This is a genomic window from Kocuria salsicia (assembly GCF_007681555.1).
Taxonomy (GTDB): domain Bacteria; phylum Actinomycetota; class Actinomycetes; order Actinomycetales; family Micrococcaceae; genus Kocuria; species Kocuria salsicia.
Map to the genome: position 1 here is coordinate 302,549 of NZ_VELE01000003.1, position 23,456 is coordinate 326,004.

The following is a 23,456-nucleotide window of genomic DNA, read 5'->3' on the forward strand; positions in this document are numbered from 1 at the left end:
TCTCTCCTCATTGGTTCTCTAGCCTGATTGTGCCAGCGCCATGAATTTGGTCAACGCCGCAATGATTCGCGCACCTTGACAGGTGCTTACGTGCGGTTCAGGTTCAAGTTCACGCATGGTCTCAACTAACGGTGATTTTGATGCGAGTGATGCCGCGCAAGTCAGCCACGCTTCTCACCCGGACGACCCGAAGCTTCTGCTTCAAGTGCAGCGATAAGACCCGACACCACCGATGAGAGCGCTGTTGCTCTCCTTATGACCTCACTGTTCCAGTCCGGATTCTCGGCATCGTCTGGACTGCCGTCGCCGGTGAAGCGAATGCGACGGAGTGTTCGTAGCGCCCCATCTCCGAGCTTCTCCGCATGCTTGGTCCACGCCGCGCCATCTTCCTCGGCGAGTGCAGCCGCGCGGCCAATCAACCCATGGACGAGATCGCCAGCGAGTCGATCGACGAGCTGTGCGGCTTTCAGTGTGGTACTTGTCTCGGTCTCCTCCGGGCTTGGCGCGGTGTCAGTGGCGAATGCGCCGAAGTAAGCCCATGGTCTTCGTCCGGGTGTCAGCCTTTCGATTGCCGCCTCCACCTCGTCTACTTCGGCGAGTGGCAACCGGTCGCCGGGCAGCTGACGGCGAAGCGACCAGAGGCGGAGGGTTAGGTCGGCAACCTCAGCCTCGGCGGTGCCCCTCTCAGATCCGACCTTTTGTTCAAGGCTGGTCATGCGCTCCGCAAGATAGTGAGCTATCCAGCGTCCGAGAGTGTCGGTCTGTTCTAACTCAGCCGCCAGCAGCTTACCTAGTTCCAACACGGCCGTTGAAGTCGTTCCATCCTGTTCCTGGTCGGTAGGAGAAGACTCGGAAGTCGTTGTCATGATCGGCGCCACCTCCTTCATCGTCGTTGTCTGAGACGGCATAGCGAGCGCGACGATCTTCGCGTCTTACTCGTACTTCCACGATGAGCGCGGTATCGAGGCGTCCCAACATCTGGTCGAGCGCTTCGGTCGTGATCCGGAGCCGATTGCCTGATGGGCCGTGTGGTTCACGGCCCACGCTAATCTCCGCCCAGGTTTCAGACGCCAAGACGGTGTCCCGGTTCTCGTTCTCCCAGCGGAGGCCACCGTCCGCGGATGTGATGCTGAGTGTCTCCGCAATGTCCGCGGAAGGGCGAGGCAGCTCGGGAGTGAGTTCGGTGGCGAGTGGGTCCAACCGATCAATACCGCCTTCAGAGTGCGGCGTCGACACCCAACCTCGAAGCTGGAACGGCGGTGAAGAGAACTGGAAGTCTTCGTCGTCGAGGTCAGCTGACGGGATTCGGAAGCTCCAGTAGCCGTCAGCAGTTTGCAGGGCACGCACAAGTGCACCAACGGCCTCTGGGTTGACCAGAGCTGACGCGATATCAATGTTTAGGGATTGGTCGTACTCAGTGACAGACGCTGATTGCCAGACCGTCACCCACCCGTCGGCAGGCTTGAGGGCGGCCAGGAACTCTGATTCGTGAACTTGGTTGCTTCCTCGTGGGCCGACGGTCGCCAAAGGACCAGGAACCGAGCTTCGCTGATCTGTAATCCATCGCCCGTCATCGCGTGCGATGTCGAAATCGGCGAGCCACTCTAGGACGTCCAGATGTTCTGCATCGGGGTCGCGGTACGGAATAGCAGTCCGCATCAATCTTCCGGCAATCGTGAGTGCCGCGTGACGTTCTAGGTAGTAGTCGAGGTCCTCGGCTTTAGGGGTCTCCCACTTGTATCCGTAGGTTTCACCGTCCTCATAGGCGCCTGCCGTCCGTCTCGGGTCCACCAGACGTTCACCGTCGGATCGCCATCCCCATTCGTCGAGGATGAGAGCGCTAGCCGCATCGAGCACCTCTTGGTGAGTGACGACGAGTGCTTTCGTCAGCTTGCCGAGGACGTACTCGTCGAAGTCGGAATCGAATCGGTACTCACCCTGTGGTGCGCCTTTCATCATTGGATTGGGGTGTGTGGGACGGTGCCAGCTTTCGAGGAGAACGGGCTCTGCAAACGCGGCCTCCCAGTCGGTCCCAATCGAACGACCAATTGCTGTGGAGGTCAGTCGGGCGATTGAAGAGCAGTGCCCTTGAATCGCGGCGTGGTCCGGATAGCGGTCGCTTAGTTCGATCACTGCGGGCACGAGTGCGTCGATGGCGGACGGATCGTCTCGCGCTACTCGCTCGACAGCGACTAGGAACCACTCTGCCGCGCTCATCTCGTAGAAGAGGAATCGTTGATCGGCGTACCCAGCTGCACCGCCCCGTATGACGGCGGTGCCGAGTGCATCGATCACGTCGCTGATGCCGAGCTCAATGGCAGTACGCACTGCGTGTGCGGCCTGCCAACGAACTGCCGAGCGCGGGTCACCCAGCGCAGCCCAAAGGAAGTTGGCTACAGCGATATCGATTGGGTCCGCTGGCGTCTTCTCGGTGGCTGTCCTGGGACTAATTCCCAGTTCTCCCTCGAAGGCGGTGAGCGCTTCACCGAGCACGCGGTCAGCCGCAGAAGGGTCGAGGACTGCTGAAGCTCCAGCTGCGAGCATGTAGCAGTGGTCGGCGTCGGTCAACGCTTCCTCGAGACTCAGGTGCTCGAGGGCGCGTTGGAGGAGATCCGTCTTGCGCACCTCCAGGAGATCTGCCGCCGCAGGCAGGTCAAAGCTCATCGAGTTGCGGTGAAGCAGACGGACGCCATGTCGATCGATATAGTCGCCGACTGCCTTCTTCAGCGAGTCGACGAAGGACTGAGCCGTACGAGGACGCGCAAGGGCCTCGTTCAAGAGCTTGGCCAGCTCATAATCGTTGAGGGCGTCGGAGCTCAATGCGGCATCCAGGATCGGGCCCCATTCAAGCATGGGACGCGTAAAGACCTCTGCGATGAAGAGGCTGTCACTGTAGGAACGAGCCGCTTGCTGAAGTCGGATCGCCGCGTTCACGCCGCTTGTCTGAGTGAGGTCGATCGCCGCAAGCTGTGCCTTGCATTCCTCCAGCTGAGCGGCGCGTTCTGCCTTTTTGTCTGGGGTGGGGTCGAAGGTGGTGCTCAGGAACTCGTCAGGGTTCCTGGTACGTGGGGGGTCAGGAAGTGAGGTTTGCGTGAACTCGGCATCGAGGGATCGTCCAAGTCGATTTGCGAGATTACTTGCAGTAGACAGTGTTTGAGCGTTGAGGGCTCCAGACGCGTCAAGTTCACGGAGCGCGGCGTCGATATCAAGGCTGGTTGAGAAGGGTGCCAGAACCATCGTGAGGTCTGGTCGTCCCGCGAGTAGGGCATCATCCTCTTCAACAAGTCCTCTGAACTGCCAGTCGAGCGTCCCGAACCGGCGATCCCGCCACTGCCCGAGAATTCGGAGAACGTTGGTGCCCGAGACGTGCGCGAGTGCAGCGACAAGCTGGTGCTGGTTGAATCCGTCATACACGATCGGTTCGACGGCCTCGCCGAGGCGAGCGACGCGCGCGGCGAGGGTGATTGCGTTGCTGGTGTCGATGCCAGCAGCTGCCTGCGTAAGGGCGACTATCGCATCCCACCGATAGATCGCGTCATCGCCCACTCCGGTAGCAGTCTTGACAGCTAAGTCGAAGTAGCTTTCGGCTTCTGCGTGGCTGAAGCGGTGCAGTCCCCGAGCTATACGCACTAGCGTGTCGGCCTTGCTGTCGGCCCCTTCAGCGCTGCTGGCCAGAGCTTGGCGCGCCGCGTTGGCGAGATCGAGGACCGCCTGCGCGAAACGGGCGTCGCCACGCAAGCCCAGGATCAGGTCGAGCGCACCCGCGATCGGAGCATCCGCAGCGATCGTCTGAATCGCTTGATTGCAAGCGACTGTCACGGCTTCTTCCTCTGTGGCCGCGCCGATTAGGGGCAAGACCTGCCGAGCGATTCGATTGGACATCGACCAGATCTCATCTTGTGAGTGGCGTTTGGGGTAGCTCCCGATCAGTGCTGCTGCGGCTTGCGGGTCGAGGTCGCCGCGAGCGTACTTTGCCCAGGCGCTGAGCCAGTTGAGCGCGGGGCGCAGATAGCGATTGAGGTCCTCGTTATTGGACTTTGCGGGATCGTGCTTGCCACGCTTTGCTGGAACTTGAGTCGGCCGGTAATGATTGACGTCGAGTGCCTCGCCCATGAGTTCCGCGCGCAACGCGACTGCGAAGAGGAGGCCGGATCGGCCTGGGCCGTGTCTGTCCCGAAGCCCATTGGGCATTGAAAGTGGTAGGCATTCGCGGAGTCGTTCTGCGGCTACTGTTGCGTCGGTGATCGAGTGGCGCACCGCGAGTGCGCAAAGCCATGAGGCGCCGCGGAACGCCGTGTCTTCCGCATTCCGGTGGTTGTATTCTTGGGCGATAAGGCGGGAACGGAATTTCTTCAGTTTTGTCCATACGTCTCTTGCGGCATGCACGTCCAGGGGCATGCCAGCGCGCTGCATCTCGCCAAGGACGCCAAGCAGTAGTGCGGGATGGGTGGAACTCGCAATCAAGCCCGACACGTCCTCGTCGCTGGCTGATGAAATGAGCATTCGAGCAAGCGCTGCGCTCGATTCCAGAACGAAGCGAGCTGGGTGCCAACGTGACAAATATCGGGCAGCCGATTCTGGTCCGTCTGTTCGCAGGATCGCCAGTGCGATGTGTGCCACTTGTTCCGAGGTGACATTCTCATCTCGCGAGTACCGTTCCCTTGGGGCGCGTACCCAGGCGGCGATGGCTGACGCGGCTTGCCGTGCTCTGCTCCTGGCTGTACTCGCGCCTCCAGTGGTGTGCGCAAGCAAGGCTGCCTCGGAGCCGAGTGTCGATCCCGGCCAGCTCTCTGGAAGTTCGCGCGACGCGATTAGTTCACCGAGCACTCGAGAATCCATCCGTGAACCAGCTAGGTCAGGGTTGTCTCGGATGATCGTGAACTGGCGGCCCTTTCCTGCGCGGCCGGTGCCGGCGCGCATGGCGAGTTGGACGATCGAATCAGGACGGCGTAGCTGGACAGCGGCACGAAGACCGAACTCCACTCGGAGGTGCTCGACTTGCGTACGTTCGACGTCGCTCGTTGACGGTAAGGCATCGTCGGTGGCGACAAGGGCGAGGAGTTCGTCATGGAGACTCGCACTCCAGAGAACCTCAGGCAGGGATGACGCGGCGTAAGCGGACGATCCGCTCAGCGCTCGTAACTGCGACGCAGCCTGGGCCGCGACTTCTTGTGTTGCCGGGTGCCGGTCTCGGAAGTATGTTTCGGTTGGTTCGTCGAGGAATTGAACGCTTTGCCCATCCAAGATCAGGCCTCTACCGAGGTCCGATATGAAACTACGAACGCTCGCGGCCTGCGTGCCGGCAAGTTCCGCAAGCACGTTCAACGGAACACGCGGACGCAAGAGCGTAAGGAGTTGCGCCGCGCGTTCAAGTTCCATTCGCGATCTGCCAGCGTTGTTGAACGCGTTCGCGACCCGCTCTTGCATGAGGGCGTCAAGCGCAGATGTGGCACTCGCTAAGCCCGCGACTCGACCAAGAGCGTCATGAATCGTCGCGGTTTCAAACAGCACCGTTGACACGACTCGCGGATTACCCGCGGTTCGATCATGAATCTCTGTAACGTCCGGATTGGTCGCCGACGGGTGAGAGGTTGAAACAACCTTCGCCGTCTCTTCGGGAGTAAAAGCTGGCAGCTCGAATGGAACCAGGCCGGCGGGAGCCTCAAGGCGATCGAGACGCTCTGGTCTACAGGTGAGCACGATCCGAACATTCGGGGGAATATCGGACTGTAGCCTGAGGAGGTCGCGCACGAACGATCTGGAATCTGCATTGTCCTCGGCTGCGATCGCCGCGTTGTCGGCCGCGTCCACCACGATGACCAACTGGCGATCTCCGCTCTGCGCGAGCATCTTGCTTGCCTGGTCGAGGCGGCGAACGAAAGTCTTGGTGTATTCCTCGGGCGCGAGATTCCCGGCATGAACGATTGGAAAGCACAGTCCCAGTCCGGCCATCTCAGTCGCGAGTTGAACCAGCCCATCCCTGTGACGATGTCTCGGGCGAGCTGGATTCCGATAGTCGCCGTTCCCGAAGCAGTCGTAGATGATGACGTCGGCGCGGTCAGATAGCAGCTTTGGTAGTGCCCGAGCGAACGTGCTCTTGCCTACGCCGCCCTCCGCAGTAACAACCATCGATCCAGTGGCTTCAAGAATCCGGTCCGCGAGATCTGCATAGGCCTCTCGCGTGATGAAAGGTGCGTCGTCGAGCAGACACGGTGCCGGAGCAAGCTCATCCTCTCGGCACCCAAACGCGGTGAGGACATCTGCCCCCAGGATTGGGCCGTCCGACTCGGTGCTCGCTCGCGAAGCGACAAGGTCAACAAGAGAGGCAGAAACGCGAAGGTCAGCATCGGCAGTGAGCCCCCCGACCTCTCGATCAAGCCCACGCCGGAGAGCTGTAACTCCGGGCTCATTGCCTCGAAGGTCGAGTCGCGAACATAGAGACGCCGCAGCAGCGACGGTGAGTTTCGCAGCATCCTTCATCAGCTTGGCGGCCGGCGATCCTTCTGTAGGCGGCTGACCAGTCGCCAAATCACGCACGGCAGTGATCGCTTCTCGGGCGATCGGCTTATTCGTGACGATAGAGAAACAAATGGTGGCGTCGGGATGCCGAGTGTGTAGTTCATCGTCAAGCTGAGCGAACTTGCTGAAGACCTTACCAACCTCGCCCAGAGTGAGATTCTCATCAGCGTGCAGCGTCGAGTGCTTGAACTGGCGCACTTCCAGAGATGTGAAGCTCTCCTCTGGGGGGCCGTAAAACTCGGTAAGGTCTATGACTTCGGAACCGTCCGGTTCTTCCACCGAAGAGGTTGAGCCAGCTCCCTCCACGACCACTTGCTGGAGCTCGGATGCGGGGCTCAACAGATGCAGTAGACGAGCCGCGCCCCAGGTGTAGTGGAATCGATCACCGTCGCGCGAGGCGCGCACGCGCTCCGACGCAGTGGATCTGCTTCGCCGAGCGGAGGAGCCCTTCGTCGCAGCCACGCTTCATCGCTCCCCGAGAAGCGGACAGCGCCAAGCCGAACTCGGGTGGCGACTTGCTGTGTCGGTACTGGGCGACATCACCTGGCGGAAACCTCCTACCGGTGACCGGGTCACCTACTGTGCGTTCGACATCACTTCATTCTCCCTCATCTGGCTCTCCGGTCCCGGGCGACACGCATCAAGCGGCTGATGGCACCGACTCCTCATCCCGCCGCTCTCGCGACGCAGCACGTAGCTGGTCGCCTGCGGCGCATCGCGATACACTTGCTTCGACTGCTTCGATTGTTCCGATTGTTCCGATTGTTCCGATTATTAGGGTGGCTGATGAGTGACATTGCGACGCTGGTGCCTGAGCCGGCAGACACTGAACTGGCGGCCTCTGCTCTGCGGGGGCTCGATGCCGCGCTCGATACCGAGGGTCCGGTGCGACTGCATCTGGCTGGGCAGGTCGGCGAGGTGGAGGTGCCCCGGTCTGCGCTGGCCGCGCTGGCGCAGGTGCTCGACAGCTTCGCGCACGGTGAGGGTGTGACTGTTCTTCCCTCGCAGGCAGAGCTGACCACCCAGCAGGCTGCCGATGCGCTGCACGTGTCGCGACCGTTCCTGATCGGCCTGCTCGACGCCGGATACATCGAGTACCGCACGGTAGGCACGCACCGTCGCGTCAAGGCAGCGTCGCTGATCCGCTACCTGCGTGAAGACGACGAGCGCCGCCAGTCTGCTGCTGATGCGCTGACCGCGGAGACTCGCGAGCTCGGTTTCGCCTGATGCAGGTCGTCGTCTACGACGCCAACGTGCTCTACCCCTCCACCCTGCGGGATGTGCTGATCCGGGCCGGGCTCGCTCGACTGGTGCAGCCGAAGTGGACGGAGCGGATTCTCGATGAGGTGTTCCGCAACCTGCGTGCGAACCGCCCCGACCTCGACCCCGCGCGGCTGGATCGCACCCGCCGCCTGATGAACGAGGCGATCCGTGACGTAACGGTGACCGGTTACGAGCAATTGATCGACCAGCTCGATCTTCCCGATGCCGACGATCGGCATGTCCTGGCAGCCGCAATCCACGCTGGCGCTCAAGTGATCGTCACCCACAATCTCCGCGACTTCCCCGCCGACCGCTTGAACTCGTGGGATGTGGCAGCGCAGCATCCCGACGACTTCCTCACCGGTCTGTTTCAGGATCACCCGGACGCCCTCGGCAGGATCGTCGCCGCTATCACAGCGGTGTGGGGCGACGAGGCCAACTACAGCGATGTCCTTGACAGTCTCTCCATCGATGCGCCGGGCACCGCTGATCTCTTGCGCGAAACGTTTAGGGGTCACGGGTAGATCCCGGTCCGCCTCGGTCAATACCTTCACGCGACGCGAAGGTATTGACCGCTCCCAAAGCAGGCAATCCTGGGACTGTAAGAAAAACGGTGTGTGAGGGTCCGGCCTGATCCGAAAGGAGACGGCCGTGACCGACTTCACGACAGACAGGACAGAGGAGATGATCGATCCCGTGACGGGAGAGATCATCGATCAGAAGGACCTCGCCGAGCGGCTGCTGGCCCAGGCGAAGGAGCAAGGCGTGAGCCTGGTCGGCCCGGGCGGGCTGCTGAACCAGCTGACGAAGAACGTCCTGGAAACCGCCCTGGAAGCCGAACTGACCGAACACCTGGGCCACAACCACGGGCAGACCCCGATCGCGGCCAACATGCGCAACGGGACCCGAGTGAAGACCGTGCTGACCGAGATCGGCCCCGTCGAGATCGAGGTGCCTCGGGACCGGGACGGGTCCTTCGAGCCGGTGATCGTGCCCAAGCGCAAGCGGCGCCTGGACGGGATCGATCAGATCGTCCTCTCCCTGTCGGCCCGCGGGCTGACCACCGGGGAGATCGCGGCGCACTTCGAGGAGGTCTACGGGGCCAGGGTCTCCAAGGACACCATCAACCGGATCACCGAGAAGGTCGCCGGCGAGCTGGCCGAGTGGTCTTCGCGCCCCCTGGACCCGCTCTACCCGGTGCTCTTCGTCGACGCGATCGTGGTCAAAGTCCGCGACGGGCAGGTGCGCAACACCCCGTTCTACGTCGTCATGGGCGTCACCGTGCACGGGGAACGCGACATCCTCGGGATCTGGGCCGGTGACGGCGCCGAGGGCGCCCGGTTCTGGCTGCAGGTCTTCTCCGAGCTGAAGAATCGGGGCGTCGAGGACGTGCTCATCGCCGTCTGTGACGGACTCAAGGGCCTGCCGGAGGCGATCAACACCACCTGGACGCAGACGGTGGTTCAGCAGTGCATCGTGCACCTGATCCGCAACAGCTTCCGCTACGCCGGCCGCCAACACCGCGACGGGATCGTCAAGGCGCTCAAGCCGGTCTACACGGCCCCGTCCGAGGCCGCGGCGAAGGACCGGTTCACCGAGTTCAAAGCCGAGTGGGGCCAGCGGTATCCGGCGATCGTGCAGCTGTGGGAGAGCTCCTGGGCGGAATTCGTGCCGTTCCTGGAGTACGACGTGGAGATCCGCCGGGTGATCTGCACGACGAACGCGATCGAGTCGATCAACGCCCGTTACCGGCGGGCGGTGCGGGCGCGCGGGCACTTCCCGAATGAGGCTGCTGCGCTGAAGTGCCTCTACCTCGTCACCAGATCTCTTGATCCGAGCGGTGGCGGTAGAGCACGCTGGGTGATGAGGTGGAAGCCGGCGCTGAACGCGTTCGCGATCACCTTCGCCGGACGGTTCGAGAGAACCACTCACTGATGAGAACCGCCGGGCCCCACACACCGTTTATCGGACAGTCCCCGGTTTGAGCGGTTGCGTGCCGACGGTGTCAGTCGGGCGGATGCTGCGAGACGGGTCGGCGTGGACAAGCGCTCTGCGCAAGATTGGGACAAGGGCATCAAGCAGATAACGGGCGGACGCGTTCACCCCGACGGTCGTGTAGTTCGCTACCGTCAGGCGGCGATACTGGCGAATGTGAAGAGCCCGCGTGATGCCTATACGAGAGGCGCCCCGGTTGATCTGGCGCGTCTTGAGACTGTTATCGATTCTCGCTACCTGAGTTTGATCGAACGAGAGCGTATTCACGATCTATGCAGCCGCGGGGACTCGATAAGGTCGATCGGGCGTGCGCTGGGGCGGAGCGCGTCGACGATCAGCCGGGAGATCGCCCGCAACACGGCCACGACAGTCGGCTATCTTCCTTACGCGGCGCACCGGATCGCGGCGGCGCGCCGGCCGAGGCGACGTGCATGCAAACTCGAATCTGCTGGCGATTTGCGCGCCTATGTGGCAGCGAAGTTGCGTAAACGATGGTCACCAGAGCAGATCAGTCACCGGCTCGTGAAAGAGTTCCCGGACGATCAAGGGATGCGGGTGAGCACCGAAACGATCTACCAGGCGATTTACGTCCAAGGACGCGGCGCTCTGAAACGCGAGATCGCCGCGTCGATGAGGCGCGGGCGGACAACACGAAAACCACGGCACGATCCAGCGAAGAGAACCAGTCGCTTCGTGGACCCTATGGTCTCCATCGCTGAGCGACCCGCGGAAGCTGAGGATCGTGCAATCCCTGGGCATTGGGAAGGGGACCTCATCGTCGGCACGATGGGACGATCAGCAATCGGAACACTCGTCGAGCGATCAAGCCGCTTCGTTACCCTCGTGCACCTCGAACATGACCACACGGCCGAGACCGTGCGCGATGGCCTCATCACCACCGTCGCTGATTTGCCAGCAGCGCTACGCCGCTCGCTGACCTGGGACCAGGGCACCGAGATGTCGGGGAATGTGGGGTTCCAGACCGCCACCGATATGGCGGTGTACTTCTGTGATCCGGGCAGCCCCTGGCAGCGCGGCAGCAACGAGAACACGAACGGTCTCCTACGCCAGTACTTCCCGAAGGGCACCGATCTCTCCCGCCACACGCCCGCAGAATTGCGACGCGTCGCAGAGGACCTCAACGAACGTCCACGCAAGACGCTCGACTGGGACACTCCAGCCGAACGACTCCATGCTTTACTGAATGCGAGTTGAACCAGTGTTGCGACGATGACTGGAACTCAAGCCGCGCACGGCTGGGTCTACTGCTGCGCGGTGATTGATGCCTGGAGCAGGAGGATCCTCGGATGGGCGATCGCGGACCACATCCGGAACGAACTCGTCGTCGACGCGTTGCAGATGGCCCGTTGGCAGCGCCGTCCACCGCCCGGGACGATCGTTCACCCGGACAGGGGCAGTCAGTACACGAGCTGGCTGTTCGGGCACCGACTCCGCCAGGCCGGGCTGCTCGGGTCGATGGGCTGGGTCGCCTCGAGCCAGGACAACGCGGCGATGGAGTCGTTCTGGTCGTCCATGCAGCGCGAGCTGTTGGACCGGCGGTCGTGGCCGTCGAAACAGGTCCTCGCGACGGCGATGTTCGAGTGGATCGAGGGCTGGTCCAACTCCCGCCGGCGACACTGCGGGATCGGGATGCTGTCACCCCACGAGTTCGAAACCCTTCACGCCCCCGCTGCCACGGCGGCTTGAATCAACCACCATCAACCGTCCGGGAAACCGGGTCAGGCTCCCAAGCCCTCAAACCCGTACTGGAGCGACTCACGCACGAACGTGAACCCGACGAGCGGCTCCTGACCGGTCCCCGCGGTGGGGTGCTCACCACAGGGTGTGTGCGGGATGCGACGAAGTGGGATCAGCTTGTCACCGAGCTTGAGCTACCCAGCCTCACCGGGCACGGACTCCGCCACACCGGAGCGACCTGGCTCGCAGACGCTGGCATCCCGCTCCATGTCCTCCACGGCATCCTTGGACACAAATCAATCGAGACGACCCGCGGCTACCTCCACCCCGGCACCAGGCACCTCGCCGACGCCGCCGCACGCGCCAACGCGTTCCTCGACGGACACAAGTACCCCGAGCATGAGAGCCCCGCATCGTCCGGTCTAGCGACGGCCCCTCGGCGATGAAAAGGCTGCCGATCGCGGCCCAAAACGGGCTCCAGGTCCCGGCCAGGTCCCGGCTCGTCACAACGGCCGCAATCGAAGCGTCCCGGAAGGTGTCAACATCCGCGGTCGGATGTTTTCATAAACCCCTCCGAAAAGGACACCAGAAACGACGAAGCCCAGGTGAGAAATTTACTCTCACCTGGGCTTTTCTGTCGGGATGACAGGATTTGAACCTGCGACCCCTTGACCCCCAGTCAAGTGCGCTACCAAGCTGCGCCACATCCCGCGACCGTGTTCGACGCCGCTTCCGGCCCCGAACACCCGAGTTACATTACCCCAACCCTGCCCGAATTTCACATCGGCGCAGGCGACTCGCGAGCCGCCCGCGCCGCATGGAAACCGAGCCAGTAGGGGCAACCACTCAGCGCTTGCGCTGGCGCTTCTCCCTCACGCGCATGCTGACCTCCAGCGGGGTGCCCTCGAAGCCGAAGGTCTCGCGGATGCGGCGCTGGATGAACCGGCGGTAGCCGGGGTCCAGGAAGCCGGTGGTGAACAGAACGAACTTCGGCGGGCGGGAGGAGACCTGCGTGCCGAAGAGGATGCGGGGCTGCTTGCCGCCGCGCACGGGGTGCGGATGCGCGGCCACGATCTCCCCCAGGAATGCGTTGAGGCGCCCGGTGGGGATGCGGCGGTCCCACGATTCCAGGGACGTGTGCAGCGCAGGGACGAGCTTGTCCTTGTGCCACCCGGTCTTGGCCGAGAGGTTTACGCGCGGCGCCCAGGACACGTGGGCCAGATCCCGTTCGATCTCGCGTTCCAGGTAGAACCGGCGCTCGTCGTCCAGGGTGTCCCACTTGTTGAACGCGAGCACCAGGGCGCGCCCGGAGTCCACGGCCATCTGCAGGATCCGCACGTCCTGCTCGGAGAGCACCTCGTCCACGGCGAGCAGCACCACGGCGACCTCCGCGCGCTCCAGGGCGGTCTGCGTGCGCAGGGACGCGTAGAAGTCCGCGCCCTGCTGCAGGTGCACGCGGCGGCGGATGCCGGCGGTGTCGATGAACCGCCACGCCTCCCCGCCCAGGAGGATGATCTCGTCCACGGGGTCGCGCGTGGTGCCGGCGGTCTCGTCCACCACCACGCGGTCCGAGCCGGCAAGCTTGTTCAGCAGCGAGGACTTGCCCACGTTCGGCCGTCCGATCAGTGCCACGCGGCGCGGACCGCCCTCCAGCTCCGCCTCGGCCACCTCGGAGAACTCGGGCAACGCCTTCACGAGCGCGTCGAGCGCGTCACCGGAGCCCTTGCCGTGCAGGGCGGAGACCGGGAACGGCTCCCCCATGCCCAGGGACCACAGCGCGGTCGCGTCGATCTCCAGCTGCGGGGAGTCCGCCTTGTTGGCCACCACGATGATCGGCTTCTTCACGCGCCGCAGCATGTTCACCACGGCCTCGTCCGTGGCGGTCACGCCCACGGTCACGTCCAGCACGAGCAGCACCGCGTCCGCGTTCTCCACGGCCAGCTCCGCCTGCTCCGCCACACGCTTGTGGATGCCCTTGGCATCCTGCTCCCAGCCCCCGGTGTCCACCAGGGTGAAGTTCTTGCCGTTCCACTCTGCCTTGTAGGACACGCGGTCACGGGTCACGCCCGGGGTGTCCTCGACCACGGCCTCGCGGCGGCCGAGCACGCGGTTGACGAGCGTGGACTTGCCCACATTCGGCCGTCCGACGACCGCCACCACGGGATCGGGGCGGCGCGCGTTGCGCTCGTCCTGCCCGTCGATCCAGTCCGCGAGCAGCAGCGCGTCCTCGTCGTCGAGCTCGTAGTCGGCCAGTCCCTCGCGCAGGGCCTGCGCCCGGGCCTCGGCCTCGTTGTCGTCGATCGCGGCCAGGCGCTGGGAGATGTCCTCGTTGCCCCCGCCCAGGACGGACTGCTCGTAGGAGTCCACCGTGGGCTCGTCGGGTGCGCTCATGGTTGCCTCGCTTCCTCGGGGGCCGCAGCACCCGTGTCGTCGGGGGCCTCGGCGGCCCCGTCGTGTGCCGTGTCCGTGTCACGGATGACCAGGTCGATCACTCCCTGCACGGTTTGTTCCATGGTCAGTTCGGAGGAGTCCAGCAGGTGGACGCCGTCCTGGGCACTGGTGAAGTTCACCACGGTGGAGTCCTTCGCGTCACGGCCCACCACCTGTGCCTGCAGGTTTGACGACGCCGCCGCGCCCAGCTGCCTGCCCCGCCGCGCCATCCGCGCGGCCTGCGAGGCGGTCAGCAGGATCCGCACGTCTGCGTCCGGGGCCACCACGGTGGTGATGTCCCGGCCCTCGGCGACGATCCGGTTCCCGCTCTCGTGGATGATCTCCCGCTGCATCCGCACCAGGATCTCGCGGGCCGCGACTGTGGTGGAGACCGCCGAGACGTGGTCGGTCACGCGGTCCCCCCGGATGGCCGCGCGGACATCCTGCCCGGCCACGAGGATGCGCTCCTCATCCGGGTCCGTGCCCATCTCCAGGGGGACGGAGCGCGTGGCAACCAGGACCGCCGCGTCGTCGTCCAGGTCCACTCCGGACTCCAGGCACCACCACGTCACCGCGCGGTACATGGCACCCGTGTCCAGGTAGGCCAGCCCGAACCGGCGGGCGACCTCCTTGGAGACCGACGACTTCCCGGACCCCGAGGGCCCGTCGATCGCGATCACCAGTCGTGCGTTCACGTCGCGTGCGTTCATCACTGCACCACCTTCCAGCCGCGTTGCTGCAGCTCGTCGACGAGGTCCGCGTGCCGGGAGGGCTCCACCGACGCCGTCACCAGACCCACGGGCTGCCCGGGCGAGTGCTCCAGGCGCATGTCCTCCAGGTTGACCCCGATCTCCCCGATCTCCGTGAGCAGCCGCGCGATCTGGCCCGGGGTGTCGTCCACGGCCACCGTGAGGGTCGCGAACGCACGGGGCGCGCCGCCGTGCTTGCCGGGGATGCGGGCCTGGCCCGCGTTGCCCTCCGCCATCAGCTGGGCGATGTCCAGGCGAGCGCCCGGGGCCTCCGGGTTCTCCAGCGTGGCGATCAGACGGTCGATGTCCTCGCGCACCTCGTGCAGGAACGCCACCACGGGACGGGCGTTCGCGGAGAGGATCTGCACCCACAGCCCGGGGTCCGAGCCGGCGATCCGGGTGGTGTCCCGCAACCCCTGCCCGGCCAGAGAGAGGTGGTGCGGAGGGGTCTCCTGCAGCCGGGAGGCCAGCAGCGAGGACATCACCTGGGGCAGGTGGGAGATCAGCGCCACGGTCTCGTCGTGCTCGGCGGGCTCCATCACCGTGATGGTCGCGCCCAGGTCCACCGCGAGGTTCTTGGCCGCGGCCACGGCACGGGCGCCGGTCTCCGGACCGGGGCAGATGACCCACGGCATGGAGGTGAACAGCTCACCGCGTGCCGCCACCGGGCCGGACTTCTCGCGCCCGGCCATCGGGTGGGTGCCCACGTACCGGGTGAGGTCCGCACCCGCGGCACGCACGGCGTCGAGAATGGGGCCCTTGACCGAGGCGATGTCCAGCACCACGGCGTCGGTGTGCTCGGCGAGCGCCTCGACGACGAGCTCAGCGACCACGTCCGGGGGTGCCGCAACCACCACGAGGGCGGGTTCGGGCACCTCCTCGTGGGCGGCACGGGCGGCGCGCACGGAGCGGCCCGCCCCGATGTCCTGCGCCACGGCCTCCGTGGTGGGCGAGGAGTCCCGGACGTGCACGTCCACGCCCAGGTGGCGCAGCCCCAGCCCGATGCTCGCACCGAGCAGGCCGGAGCCGACCACCAGGACGGGCCCGGTGCTCGTGGCGATCGTGGGGACCACGCTCACATCCCCACGGAGGCGAGGAGGTTGCCCACCTCGGTGTGGGAGAGCTTGCGCACCGTGCCCTGCTTCTGGTCCCCGATCGCGATGGGGCCCACGTGGGTGCGGGCGAGCTTCTCCACGGGGTGGTCCACGGCGTCGAACATGCGGCGCACGATCCGGTTGCGCCCGGAGTGCAGGACCACCTCGATGAGCACGTGGCCGGGGGTGGAGTCCACCAGGCGGAAGTCGTCCACCTTGGCGATGCCGTCCTCCAGGCGGATGCCCTCCTTCATCTGGTTGCCGATGCCCTTCTCCACGGGCCCGTGCACCTGCACGAGGTAGGTCTTGGGCACCTCGTAGGAGGGGTGGGTCAGGCGGTTGGTGAGCTCGCCGTCGTTGGTCAGCAGCAGCAGCCCCTCGGTCTCCACGTCCAGGCGACCCACGTGGAACACGCGCTCGTGCTTGCGGGGGTCCAGGTAGTCGCTCACGCAGCGGCGACCGTCCGGGTCCTCCATGGTGGAGACCACACCGGCGGGCTTGTTGAACGCGTAGTAGACGAGCTTCTCGTCCGTCTGGATGCGCATGCCGTCCACGTGGACCACCTGCAGCGCGGGGTCCACGCGCACACCGAGCTCGGTCACGATCTGCTCGTCCACGCTCACGCGGCCGTCCTGGATCATCTCCTCGCACACCCGGCGGCTGGCCACCCCGGCCTGCGCCATGAGCTTCTGCAGCCGCACGCCGTTCTCGTCGTGGACCTCCAGCCGGTCCACGGGCGGGTTCTTGGGACGACGACGCCGGTGCGGGCCGTGCTCCTTGATCGCCGAGGCGCGGCGCTCGTACTTGTCCACACCCGCGAACGCGCGGGGCTTCTGCGGACCCTTCTGCCCGGCGGCAGCCTTGGGCTTGCCCGGGCCCTTGCCCCGCCCGGAAGCGGGACCCTTGGCGTAGCCGCGCCCGGCGGCGTCGCCCGTGCGCGAGCCCTTGCCCGGGCCGGAACCCTTGCCGGATCCCGAGCTCTTGCCCGGTCCGGAGCGGAAGCCGCCCTTGGGGCCGGCCTTGGAGCCCTTGCCGCGCCCCTGGGGGCCGCGGGCGCCCCCGCCGCGTGCCGAGTTGCCGTGTGATGCTGCCATGCGTCGATCAGTCCTCTATGTCGTCAAGTTGGTCGGTTCCGGGCAGCAGAGGTGCAATGTCCGGGAGCTCGTCCAGCGAGCCGAGACCGAGTTTTTCCAGGAAAAGGGGGGTCGTGGAGTACAGGACGGAGCCGGAGGCCTCGTCGCGCTCCCACGCGGTGAGCAGGCCTCGCTGCACCAGGGTGCGCACCACGCCGTCCACGTTCACGCCGCGGATGGCGGAGACGCGCGAGCGGGAGACCGGCTGCAGGTACGCCACCACGGCCAGGGTCTCCAGTGCGGCCTGGGAGAGCCGGGAGCTGCTGCCCTCCACCACGAAGTCCGTCACGAGCTGCGCGTGGTCGCTGCGGGCGTAGATCCGCCAGCCGCCGGCCACTTCCCGCAGCTCGAAGCCCCGCACCCGCGGAGCTGCCGGAAGGTCGTTCTCCCGGTGCGTGGGTGAGTGCGTGTGTGAGGCCGACCGTCCATCATAGCCCGGCTCCGTGAGCTGGGGTGGGGGTGCCGCGGTGTTTCCGGTCACGCCGTCGTAGTCGGCCTTCAGGTGCTCCAGCGCGCTGCGCACCCGGTGCGAGGACTCCCCCGTGACGCGCGCGAACTCGTCCACCCCCACGGGGGCGGCGGCCACCATGAGCACCGCTTCCAGCGCCGAGAGCAGGTCGTCTCCCGTGCGGTTCTCCCCGGGAGTCTCCACCGGGGGTGCGGGGTCCGTCTCGGCCACGCGCTCATCATCTCCTTCGGTACGGTTCACACCGATCCTGTACTGGGTTCAGTCTCCCAGGTTTTCGCTCTCCGTGCCCACCGGGGCCTGTGGTGCCGAGCCCTCGTGGCCGCCGGGTGCCGCCGCCGCGACCTCGTCGGGCTCAGCACCCGTGTACTTGCTGTTCAGCGCTTCCGCGGACCAGTCCCGGGCTCCGTCCCAGCGCACGAGCAGGGGTCCGAGCACCTCGTCCTGGTGCAGGCGCACCACGCGGTCCCGGTACATCTCGAGCAGGGCCAGGAAGCGCACCACGACCACCAGGGTGGACTCCGCGTCCGTGATCAGGGAGTCGAAGGTGTGCTCCGCACCGTCCCGCAGAGCCTCGGCCAGGATCTCCGCCTCGTCCGCGACCCGCACCTGCGCGCCGTGCAGGTGCGCGACGTCGACCTCCTGCGGCACGTGGCGCTCCGGGTCCAGCGCCGCGACCGCGAGGTGCGCGAGCTGATCCGGGGTCAGCGTCCACACGAGCGGGGGCAGGGCCGTGGTCACGGCGGGGTCGAGGTCCACCTGGCGTGGGATCCGCACGGACTCCGCGGCGAGGCGCACGTTCAGCCGCCCCGCGACCTCCTTGAACGCCTTGTACTGCAGCAGCCGGGCGAAGAGCAGGTCGCGGGCCTCCAGCAGCTCGACGTCGTACTCGTCCTCCACCTCGCCGCGGGGCAGCAGCCGGGCCACCTTGAGGTCCAGCAGCGTGGCGGCCACCACCAGGAACTCGCTCGCCTCGTCCAGTGCCTGGGGCGACGCCGTGCGCTGCAGGGCGCCCACGTACTGGATGAACTCGTCCGTGACCACCGACAGGGACACCTGGGTGATGTCCATCTCGTGCTTGGCGATCAGCGAGAGCAGGACGTCGAACGGGCCCTGGAAGTTCTCCAGGGCCACGGTGAACCCGCTGCTCCCCTGCCCGGTCCGCTCCGCCTCGGCCTCGGCGGGAACGGGGACGGGCGGCGCCACGACGTCGACGTCGACGTCACTCACGCGCCCCGCTCCCCCGGGCGCAGCCCTCTCAGGTGGCGCGTTCCGGCCAGGTGGCGCATTCCCGTCAGCCAGCGCGTACCGGCCAGGGCGCTCGCCCGGCTCGGCCGGTGTGCCTCAGTGAGGGCGCGCGTCCGCCGGTGCTGCTCAGGCACGACGGATCAGGGCGCGCCGCCGCGCGAGATGAGCTCGCGGGCAAGCTGACGGTAGGACTCCGCGCCCGGGTGGTTGGTGGCGAAGTTCAGGATGGGCTCCGCGGCCACCGTGGCGTCCGGGAACTTCACGGTGCGCTTGATGACGGTGTCGAAGACCGTGTCCCCGAACGCGTCCACGATCCGGGCGATGACCTCGCGCGAGTGCAGGGTGCGGGAGTCGAACATCGTGGCCAGCACGCCGTCGATCTGCAGCTTCGGGTTGATGCGGTCCTGCACCTTGGAGATCGAGTCCACCAGCAGGGCCACCGCGCGCAGCGCGAAGAACTCGCAGATCAGCGGGATGATCACGCCGTGCGAGGCCGTGAGCGCGTTGACGGTGAGAAGGCCCAGGGAGGGCTGGCAGTCGATGAGGATGACGTCGTAGTAGTCCTCCACCTTGCGCAGCGCGGAGGCGAGCACCTGCTCGCGGGCCACCTCGTTGACGAGCTGCACCTCCGCCGCGGAGAGGTCGATGTTGGCGGGCAGCAGGTCGACGTTCTCCACGTGAGTCTGCTGCACGACGTCCCACACGTCCACGGAACGGTCCATCATCACGTTGTAAATGGTCAGGTCCAGCTCGTGGGGGTTGGAGCCGAAGCCCGCCGAGAGCGCGCCCTGAGGGTCGAAGTCCACGAGCAGCACCTTGCGGCCGAGCTCCGCGAGCGCGGCGCCCAGGTTGATGGTCGAGGTGGTCTTGCCCACCCCTCCCTTCTGGTTCACCATCGCGATGATGCGCGCGGGTCCGTGCTCAGTGAGCTCGGGGGGATCCGGGAAGGTTCGCACGGGACGTCCCGTGGGGCCTACGGCGTCCGACACCGCAGCCTGGGTCTGCTGGGGCCTCTCATCATGGGCGTTGCTCACGGGCGACGGCCTTCCTTCCTGGGCGGGACAACGGGGTCTCAACGCCCTACCCTACCGCCGACGTGCTGTTCCGCTCCCAGCGTCCGGCCCCGAGCCTGCCCAGCGCCTGGGCTCGGGGCCGCGCTCGGAGGACGGGATGACGGCGAACGCCCACCCGGTGGCGTGCACCGGGTGGGCGTCAGGGGCCGTTGCTCGGCCGGGTCGCGCTAGTGGGCTGCGGGCGGAGGAGTCGACGGCGTGCCCGTCGTCGACGTCGCACCAACCTCCCCTGCCGGGGCGCTCTGCGTGACCGAGGCGTGCGGGTCAACGGCCAGCGTGGTCTCGTCGAAGGGCTCCGCGCCGGAGAGGACCCGCTGCACGCGGGCCTTGTCCACTTCCTTCACCCACGTGCCGAGCACGAGCGTGGCCACGGCGTTGCCGGAGAAGTTGGTCAGGGCGCGAGCCTCGGACATGAAGCGGTCGATGCCGACGATCAGGTCCACGCCGTCCAGCAGGTCCGGGCGGTGGGACTGCAGTCCGGCCGCCAGGGTGGCGATGCCAGCGCCGGTGACACCGGCCGCGCCCTTGGAGGCGATGATCATGAACACGAGCAGGGCGATCTGCTCACCGATCTGCAGGGGCTTGCCCATGGCGTCGGCCACGAACAGTGCGCCCATGGTCAGGTAGATGGCCGTGCCGTCCAGGTTGAACGAGTACCCGGTGGGCACCACGATCCCCACCACGGTCTTCGACACACCCAGGTGCTCCATCTTGGCGATCAGCCGCGGCAGGGCCGCCTCGGACGAGGACGTGGAGAAGATCAGCAGGTACTCGCGTGCCAGGTACTTCATGAGCGTGAAGATGTTCACACCGGAGACGAGCTTCAGGATCAGGCCCAGGATCACCACGATGAAGAGGATGCAGGTGACGTAGAACGCGACCATGAGCCCGAGAAGGGAGAACACGGCCTTCAGACCCGTGGCCCCCACGACCGCCGCGATGGCGCCGAACGCCCCGATCGGGGCGAGCCACATGATCATCGACAGCAGGCGGAACACCACAGCCTGGATGTAGCCCACGGCCTTGAGCACGGGCTGTCCGGCCTCCCCCATGGCCTGCAGGGCGAAGCCCACGAGCAGGGCGACCAGCAGGGTCTGCAGGATCTGCCCCGAGGTCAGCGCGGAGAAAAGGGTGGTGGGGATGATACCCAGCACGAAGCCCACCAGGCCGCCCTCGCTCTCCTCGTGGCCGGTGGCCAGGGAGGACTGGTCGAAGTGCGCGTTCGCAAGATCCAGACCGGCGCCGGGCTGGACGATGTTGCCCACCACCAGGCCGATGGCGAGCGCGAAGGTGGACATCACGATGAAGTAGAGCAGCGCCAGACCGCCCACCTTCCCGACCGTGGCGGCCTTGGCCACCGAGCCCACGCCCAGCACGATCGTGCAGAAGATCACGGGCGCGATGATCATCTTGATGAGCGCCACGAAGCCCGTGCCGAGCGGCTTCAGTGCCACCCCTGCATCGGGGAACACGAGACCCACCACGATGCCCAGGACCACCGCGGCGATGACCGCGATGTAGAGGTAGTGGGTGCGGTCGCGCTTCTTCTTGACCGGTGGTGGCGCGTCACGCGGATCGCGCGCGGCGGGTTGGTTCGTCATGGTGGCTCCTGATCGATCGGTGTGTGTCCGGTGCGCGGGCGGGCTCCCGGGGTGCCGGCCCCGTGTGCTCACGCCCACGTGTGCATGACGGAGCTCACCCTATCCGGGGTTCCCGCCGTCCCCCGAACAGGTCAGCGTTTCGACGCGAGCACGGCCTTCAGCGCCTCAAGCACGGAGTGGTCCTCGATGGTGGAGGGCACCACGTAGGTCTCGCCGTCCGCCATCTGCCGCATGGTCTTGCGCAGGATCTTCCCGGATCGCGTCTTGGGCAGGGCCTCGACCACGGCCACGTCCTTGAAGTCCGCGACCGGCCCGATCTGCGAGCGCACCATTTTCACGAGCTCCTCACGCAGCTGCTCCTGCGTGATCCGGGCACCGGTCTTGAGCACCACGTACCCGGAGGGTCGTTGACCCTTGAGCGGGTCGTTCACGCCGATCACCGCGCACTCGGCCACGTCCGGGTGGGTGGCGACGATCTGCTCCATCTGCCCCGTGGACAGGCGGTGGCCCGAGACGTTGATGACGTCGTCGGTGCGGCCCATCACGAACACGTAGCCGTTCTCGTCGATGTAACCGGAGTCCCCGGTGGCGTAGTAGCCCGGGAAGGCAGAGAGGTAGGAGGAGACGAAGCGTTCGTCGTTGCCCCACAGGGTCGCGAGCGTGCCCGGGGGAAGCGGCAGCCGCACCGCGATGTTGCCCTCCTCCCCGGGCCCCAGGGGCTCGCCGACGGGATCGAGGATCTCCACGTGGAACCCGGGCACCGGCACCGTGGGCGAGCCGGGAACGATGGGCAGCCGCTCGATCCCGAACGGGTTGGCACAGATGGCCCACCCGGTCTCGGTCTGCCACCAGTGGTCCACCACGGGGACGGCCAGAACCCGGGCGGCCCAGTGGTAGGTTTCCGGGTCCAGCCGCTCCCCCGCGACGAACAGCGCCCTCAGGGAGGAGATGTCGTACTGCCGGACGAATTCACCCTCCGGGTCCGCCTTGCGAATCGCACGCAGGGCAGTGGGTGCGGTGAACAGCACCTTCACTCCGTGCTCGGCCACGCGCTTCCAGAACGCTCCGGCATCCGGGGTGCCCACGGGCTTGCCCTCGTAGACCACGGTGGTGGCCCCGGCCAGCAGGGGCCCGTAGACGATGTACGAGTGCCCCACCACCCACCCGACGTCTGACGCCGTCCACATCACGTCCCCGGCGCCGATTTCGTAGATGTTCGCCATGGACCAGGTCAGCGCCACCGCATGGCCGCCGTTGTCCCGCACCACACCCTTGGGCTTTCCCGTGGTCCCGGACGTGTAGAGGATGTAGAGGGGGTCGGTGGCCTTGACCACCACGGGTTCGGCCGGAGCCACCCCGTCCTGCGCCTCGATCCAGGAGAGCCACGAGGGACCGGCGGATGCCGTCGCCCTCTCGCGGGCCCCGGCCACCGTGGTCTCGAAGCCGTCACGCTCGTGGACCAGCACCGCCAACGGCGCGTGCTCGCTGAGCTGCAGCGCCTCTTCGATCGCGGGCAGGTACTCGATCCGCCGCTTGGGCTCCACACCACCGGAGGCCGTCACGATCACCACCGGCTGCGAGTCGTCGATGCGGCTCGCGAGCTCACGGGGCGCGAAGCCGCCGAAGACCACGGAGTGCACCGCCCCGATCCGCGCGGACGCGAGCATCGCGATCACGGACTCGGCAATCATCGGCATGTACAGAAGCACGCGGTCCCCCTTCCCCACCCCCTGCGCGGCGAGCGCGCCGGCGAAGCGCGCCACGCGATCCTGCAGCTGCGCGTAGGTGATGTGCTCTTGCACGTTGAGCACGGCGGAGTCGTAGATCAGCGCGGTGCGCTCCCCGTGGCCCGCGGCCACGTGCCTGTCCACCGCGTTGACGCACGTGTTCAGCTCCCCGTCCGGGAACCAGCGGTAGATGGGCGCGGCGGAGTCGTCCAGCACCCGTGTGGGGGCCTTGACCCAGTCCACGGCCCGGGCGGCGTCGAGCCAGAACTGCTCGGGGTTCTCCACACTCGCGCGGTAGACGGATTCGTAGGTGCTCGGCGTCATGGCTTCCTCCGGGTGTGGTGCGGGCGGGCTTCGGCGTAGTGACAGCGTAGTGTCATGGATCACATGCAAACAAGGGTTGTGTATACAAAAGACGGGGAATTTCGTGTCAATCTTCCATAATGCTTGGTTCGAGACG

17 protein-coding genes and 1 tRNA gene are annotated in these 23,456 nt (G+C 66.0%); 6 read left to right on the forward strand and 12 right to left on the reverse strand.

From position 1 onward, the window contains the following. Positions 1-161: 161 nt before the first annotated feature. Together FS770_RS07755 and FS770_RS07760 are read right to left on the reverse strand one after the other, a co-directional pair. Positions 162-866 (reverse strand): hypothetical protein, encoded by a 705-nt coding sequence (locus FS770_RS07755; protein ID WP_222126498.1) that lies wholly within the window; start codon positions 864-866, stop codon positions 162-164. Beyond that, positions 787-6,981, reverse strand: a complete 6,195-nt coding sequence (locus FS770_RS07760; protein WP_222126499.1) for an nSTAND1 domain-containing NTPase — start codon at positions 6,979-6,981, stop codon at positions 787-789. Before FS770_RS07760 ends, FS770_RS07755 begins: the two co-directional genes overlap by 80 nt. A 324-nt stretch (positions 6,982-7,305) precedes the next feature. On the opposite strand from FS770_RS07760, the gene FS770_RS07765 reads away from it, so the two are divergent. The 6 genes from FS770_RS07765 to FS770_RS07790 all read left to right on the forward strand — a co-directional run bounded on the left by FS770_RS07765 (position 7,306) and on the right by FS770_RS07790 (position 11,921). Beyond that, positions 7,306-7,746 (forward strand): helix-turn-helix domain-containing protein, encoded by a 441-nt coding sequence (locus tag FS770_RS07765; protein ID WP_119933838.1) that lies wholly within the window; start codon positions 7,306-7,308, stop codon positions 7,744-7,746. Continuing rightward, positions 7,746-8,306: a PIN domain-containing protein gene (locus tag FS770_RS07770; protein WP_222126500.1), complete on the forward strand. Its 561-nt coding sequence runs from the start codon at positions 7,746-7,748 to the stop codon at positions 8,304-8,306. Before FS770_RS07765 ends, FS770_RS07770 begins: the two co-directional genes overlap by 1 nt. A gap of 160 nt (positions 8,307-8,466) precedes the next feature. Continuing rightward, a complete protein-coding gene (locus FS770_RS07775) occupies positions 8,467-9,717 on the forward strand; it encodes an IS256 family transposase (RefSeq protein WP_145010982.1) in 1,251 nt (416 codons plus the stop codon). 54 nt (positions 9,718-9,771) lie between these two features. Then, complete coding sequence (locus FS770_RS07780) at positions 9,772-10,992, forward strand: IS30 family transposase (RefSeq protein WP_425323827.1); 1,221 nt, start codon at positions 9,772-9,774, stop codon at positions 10,990-10,992. Positions 10,993-11,007: 15 nt separating this feature from the next. Next, positions 11,008-11,484 (forward strand): IS3 family transposase, encoded by a 477-nt coding sequence (locus tag FS770_RS07785; protein ID WP_145010930.1) that lies wholly within the window; start codon positions 11,008-11,010, stop codon positions 11,482-11,484. Continuing rightward, positions 11,379-11,921, forward strand: a complete 543-nt coding sequence (locus FS770_RS07790; RefSeq protein WP_244944813.1) for a tyrosine-type recombinase/integrase — start codon at positions 11,379-11,381, stop codon at positions 11,919-11,921. The genes FS770_RS07785 and FS770_RS07790 overlap by 106 nt, the downstream gene beginning before the upstream one ends. 191 nt (positions 11,922-12,112) lie before the next feature. Here FS770_RS07790 and FS770_RS07795 read toward each other — a convergent pair. The 10 genes from FS770_RS07795 to FS770_RS07840 form a co-directional block, all read right to left on the reverse strand. Next, positions 12,113-12,186: transfer RNA gene (locus FS770_RS07795), tRNA-Pro, on the reverse strand. A 135-nt stretch (positions 12,187-12,321) separates the two neighbouring features. Continuing rightward, positions 12,322-13,866 carry a ribosome biogenesis GTPase Der gene (gene der, locus FS770_RS07800; protein WP_144942749.1) on the reverse strand — a complete coding sequence of 515 codons (1,545 nt, stop codon included), beginning with the start codon at positions 13,864-13,866 and terminating at the stop codon, positions 12,322-12,324. Further along, positions 13,863-14,615, reverse strand: a complete 753-nt coding sequence (cmk, locus tag FS770_RS07805) for a (d)CMP kinase (RefSeq protein ID WP_055086579.1) — start codon at positions 14,613-14,615, stop codon at positions 13,863-13,865. The genes der and cmk overlap by 4 nt, the downstream gene beginning before the upstream one ends. Then, positions 14,615-15,733 (reverse strand): prephenate dehydrogenase, encoded by a 1,119-nt coding sequence (locus FS770_RS07810; protein WP_145010933.1) that lies wholly within the window; start codon positions 15,731-15,733, stop codon positions 14,615-14,617. The genes cmk and FS770_RS07810 overlap by 1 nt, the downstream gene beginning before the upstream one ends. Then, positions 15,730-16,842: a pseudouridine synthase gene (locus FS770_RS07815; RefSeq protein ID WP_094393678.1), complete on the reverse strand. Its 1,113-nt coding sequence runs from the start codon at positions 16,840-16,842 to the stop codon at positions 15,730-15,732. The genes FS770_RS07810 and FS770_RS07815 overlap by 4 nt, the downstream gene beginning before the upstream one ends. Before the next feature lie 7 nt (positions 16,843-16,849). After that, positions 16,850-17,590, reverse strand: coding sequence for an SMC-Scp complex subunit ScpB (gene scpB / locus FS770_RS07820; protein WP_244944814.1), 741 nt, complete (start codon positions 17,588-17,590; stop codon positions 16,850-16,852). 18 nt (positions 17,591-17,608) lie between these two features. After that, positions 17,609-18,577 (reverse strand): segregation and condensation protein A, encoded by a 969-nt coding sequence (locus FS770_RS07825; protein WP_425323828.1) that lies wholly within the window; start codon positions 18,575-18,577, stop codon positions 17,609-17,611. A gap of 158 nt (positions 18,578-18,735) precedes the next feature. Beyond that, positions 18,736-19,629, reverse strand: coding sequence for a ParA family protein (locus FS770_RS07830; protein WP_144942745.1), 894 nt, complete (start codon positions 19,627-19,629; stop codon positions 18,736-18,738). Between the two features lie 206 nt (positions 19,630-19,835). Then, on the reverse strand, positions 19,836-21,269 hold the full coding sequence (locus FS770_RS07835) for a cation:dicarboxylate symporter family transporter (RefSeq protein ID WP_145010937.1): 1,434 nt from the start codon (positions 21,267-21,269) through the stop codon (positions 19,836-19,838). 131 nt (positions 21,270-21,400) lie between these two features. Then, on the reverse strand, positions 21,401-23,320 hold the full coding sequence (locus FS770_RS07840) for a propionyl-CoA synthetase (protein ID WP_145010940.1): 1,920 nt from the start codon (positions 23,318-23,320) through the stop codon (positions 21,401-21,403). Positions 23,321-23,456 lie beyond the last annotated feature (136 nt).

Bases quoted from the DNA above. Each gene is read 5' to 3' on its own strand.
- FS770_RS07755 (WP_222126498.1), bottom strand. From the start codon at position 866: ATGACAACGACTTCCGAGTCTTCTCCTACCGACCAGGAACAGGATGGA.
- FS770_RS07765 (WP_119933838.1), top strand. From the start codon at position 7,306: ATGAGTGACATTGCGACGCTGGTGCCTGAGCCGGCAGACACTGAACTG.
- FS770_RS07770 (WP_222126500.1), top strand. From the start codon at position 7,746: ATGCAGGTCGTCGTCTACGACGCCAACGTGCTCTACCCCTCCACCCTG.
- FS770_RS07775 (WP_145010982.1), top strand. From the start codon at position 8,467: ATGATCGATCCCGTGACGGGAGAGATCATCGATCAGAAGGACCTCGCC.
- FS770_RS07785 (WP_145010930.1), top strand. From the start codon at position 11,008: ATGACTGGAACTCAAGCCGCGCACGGCTGGGTCTACTGCTGCGCGGTG.
- der (WP_144942749.1), bottom strand. From the start codon at position 13,866: ATGAGCGCACCCGACGAGCCCACGGTGGACTCCTACGAGCAGTCCGTC.
- cmk (WP_055086579.1), bottom strand. From the start codon at position 14,615: ATGAACGCACGCGACGTGAACGCACGACTGGTGATCGCGATCGACGGG.
- FS770_RS07815 (WP_094393678.1), bottom strand. From the start codon at position 16,842: ATGGCAGCATCACACGGCAACTCGGCACGCGGCGGGGGCGCCCGCGGC.
- FS770_RS07835 (WP_145010937.1), bottom strand. From the start codon at position 21,269: ATGACGAACCAACCCGCCGCGCGCGATCCGCGTGACGCGCCACCACCG.
- FS770_RS07840 (WP_145010940.1), bottom strand. From the start codon at position 23,320: ATGACGCCGAGCACCTACGAATCCGTCTACCGCGCGAGTGTGGAGAAC.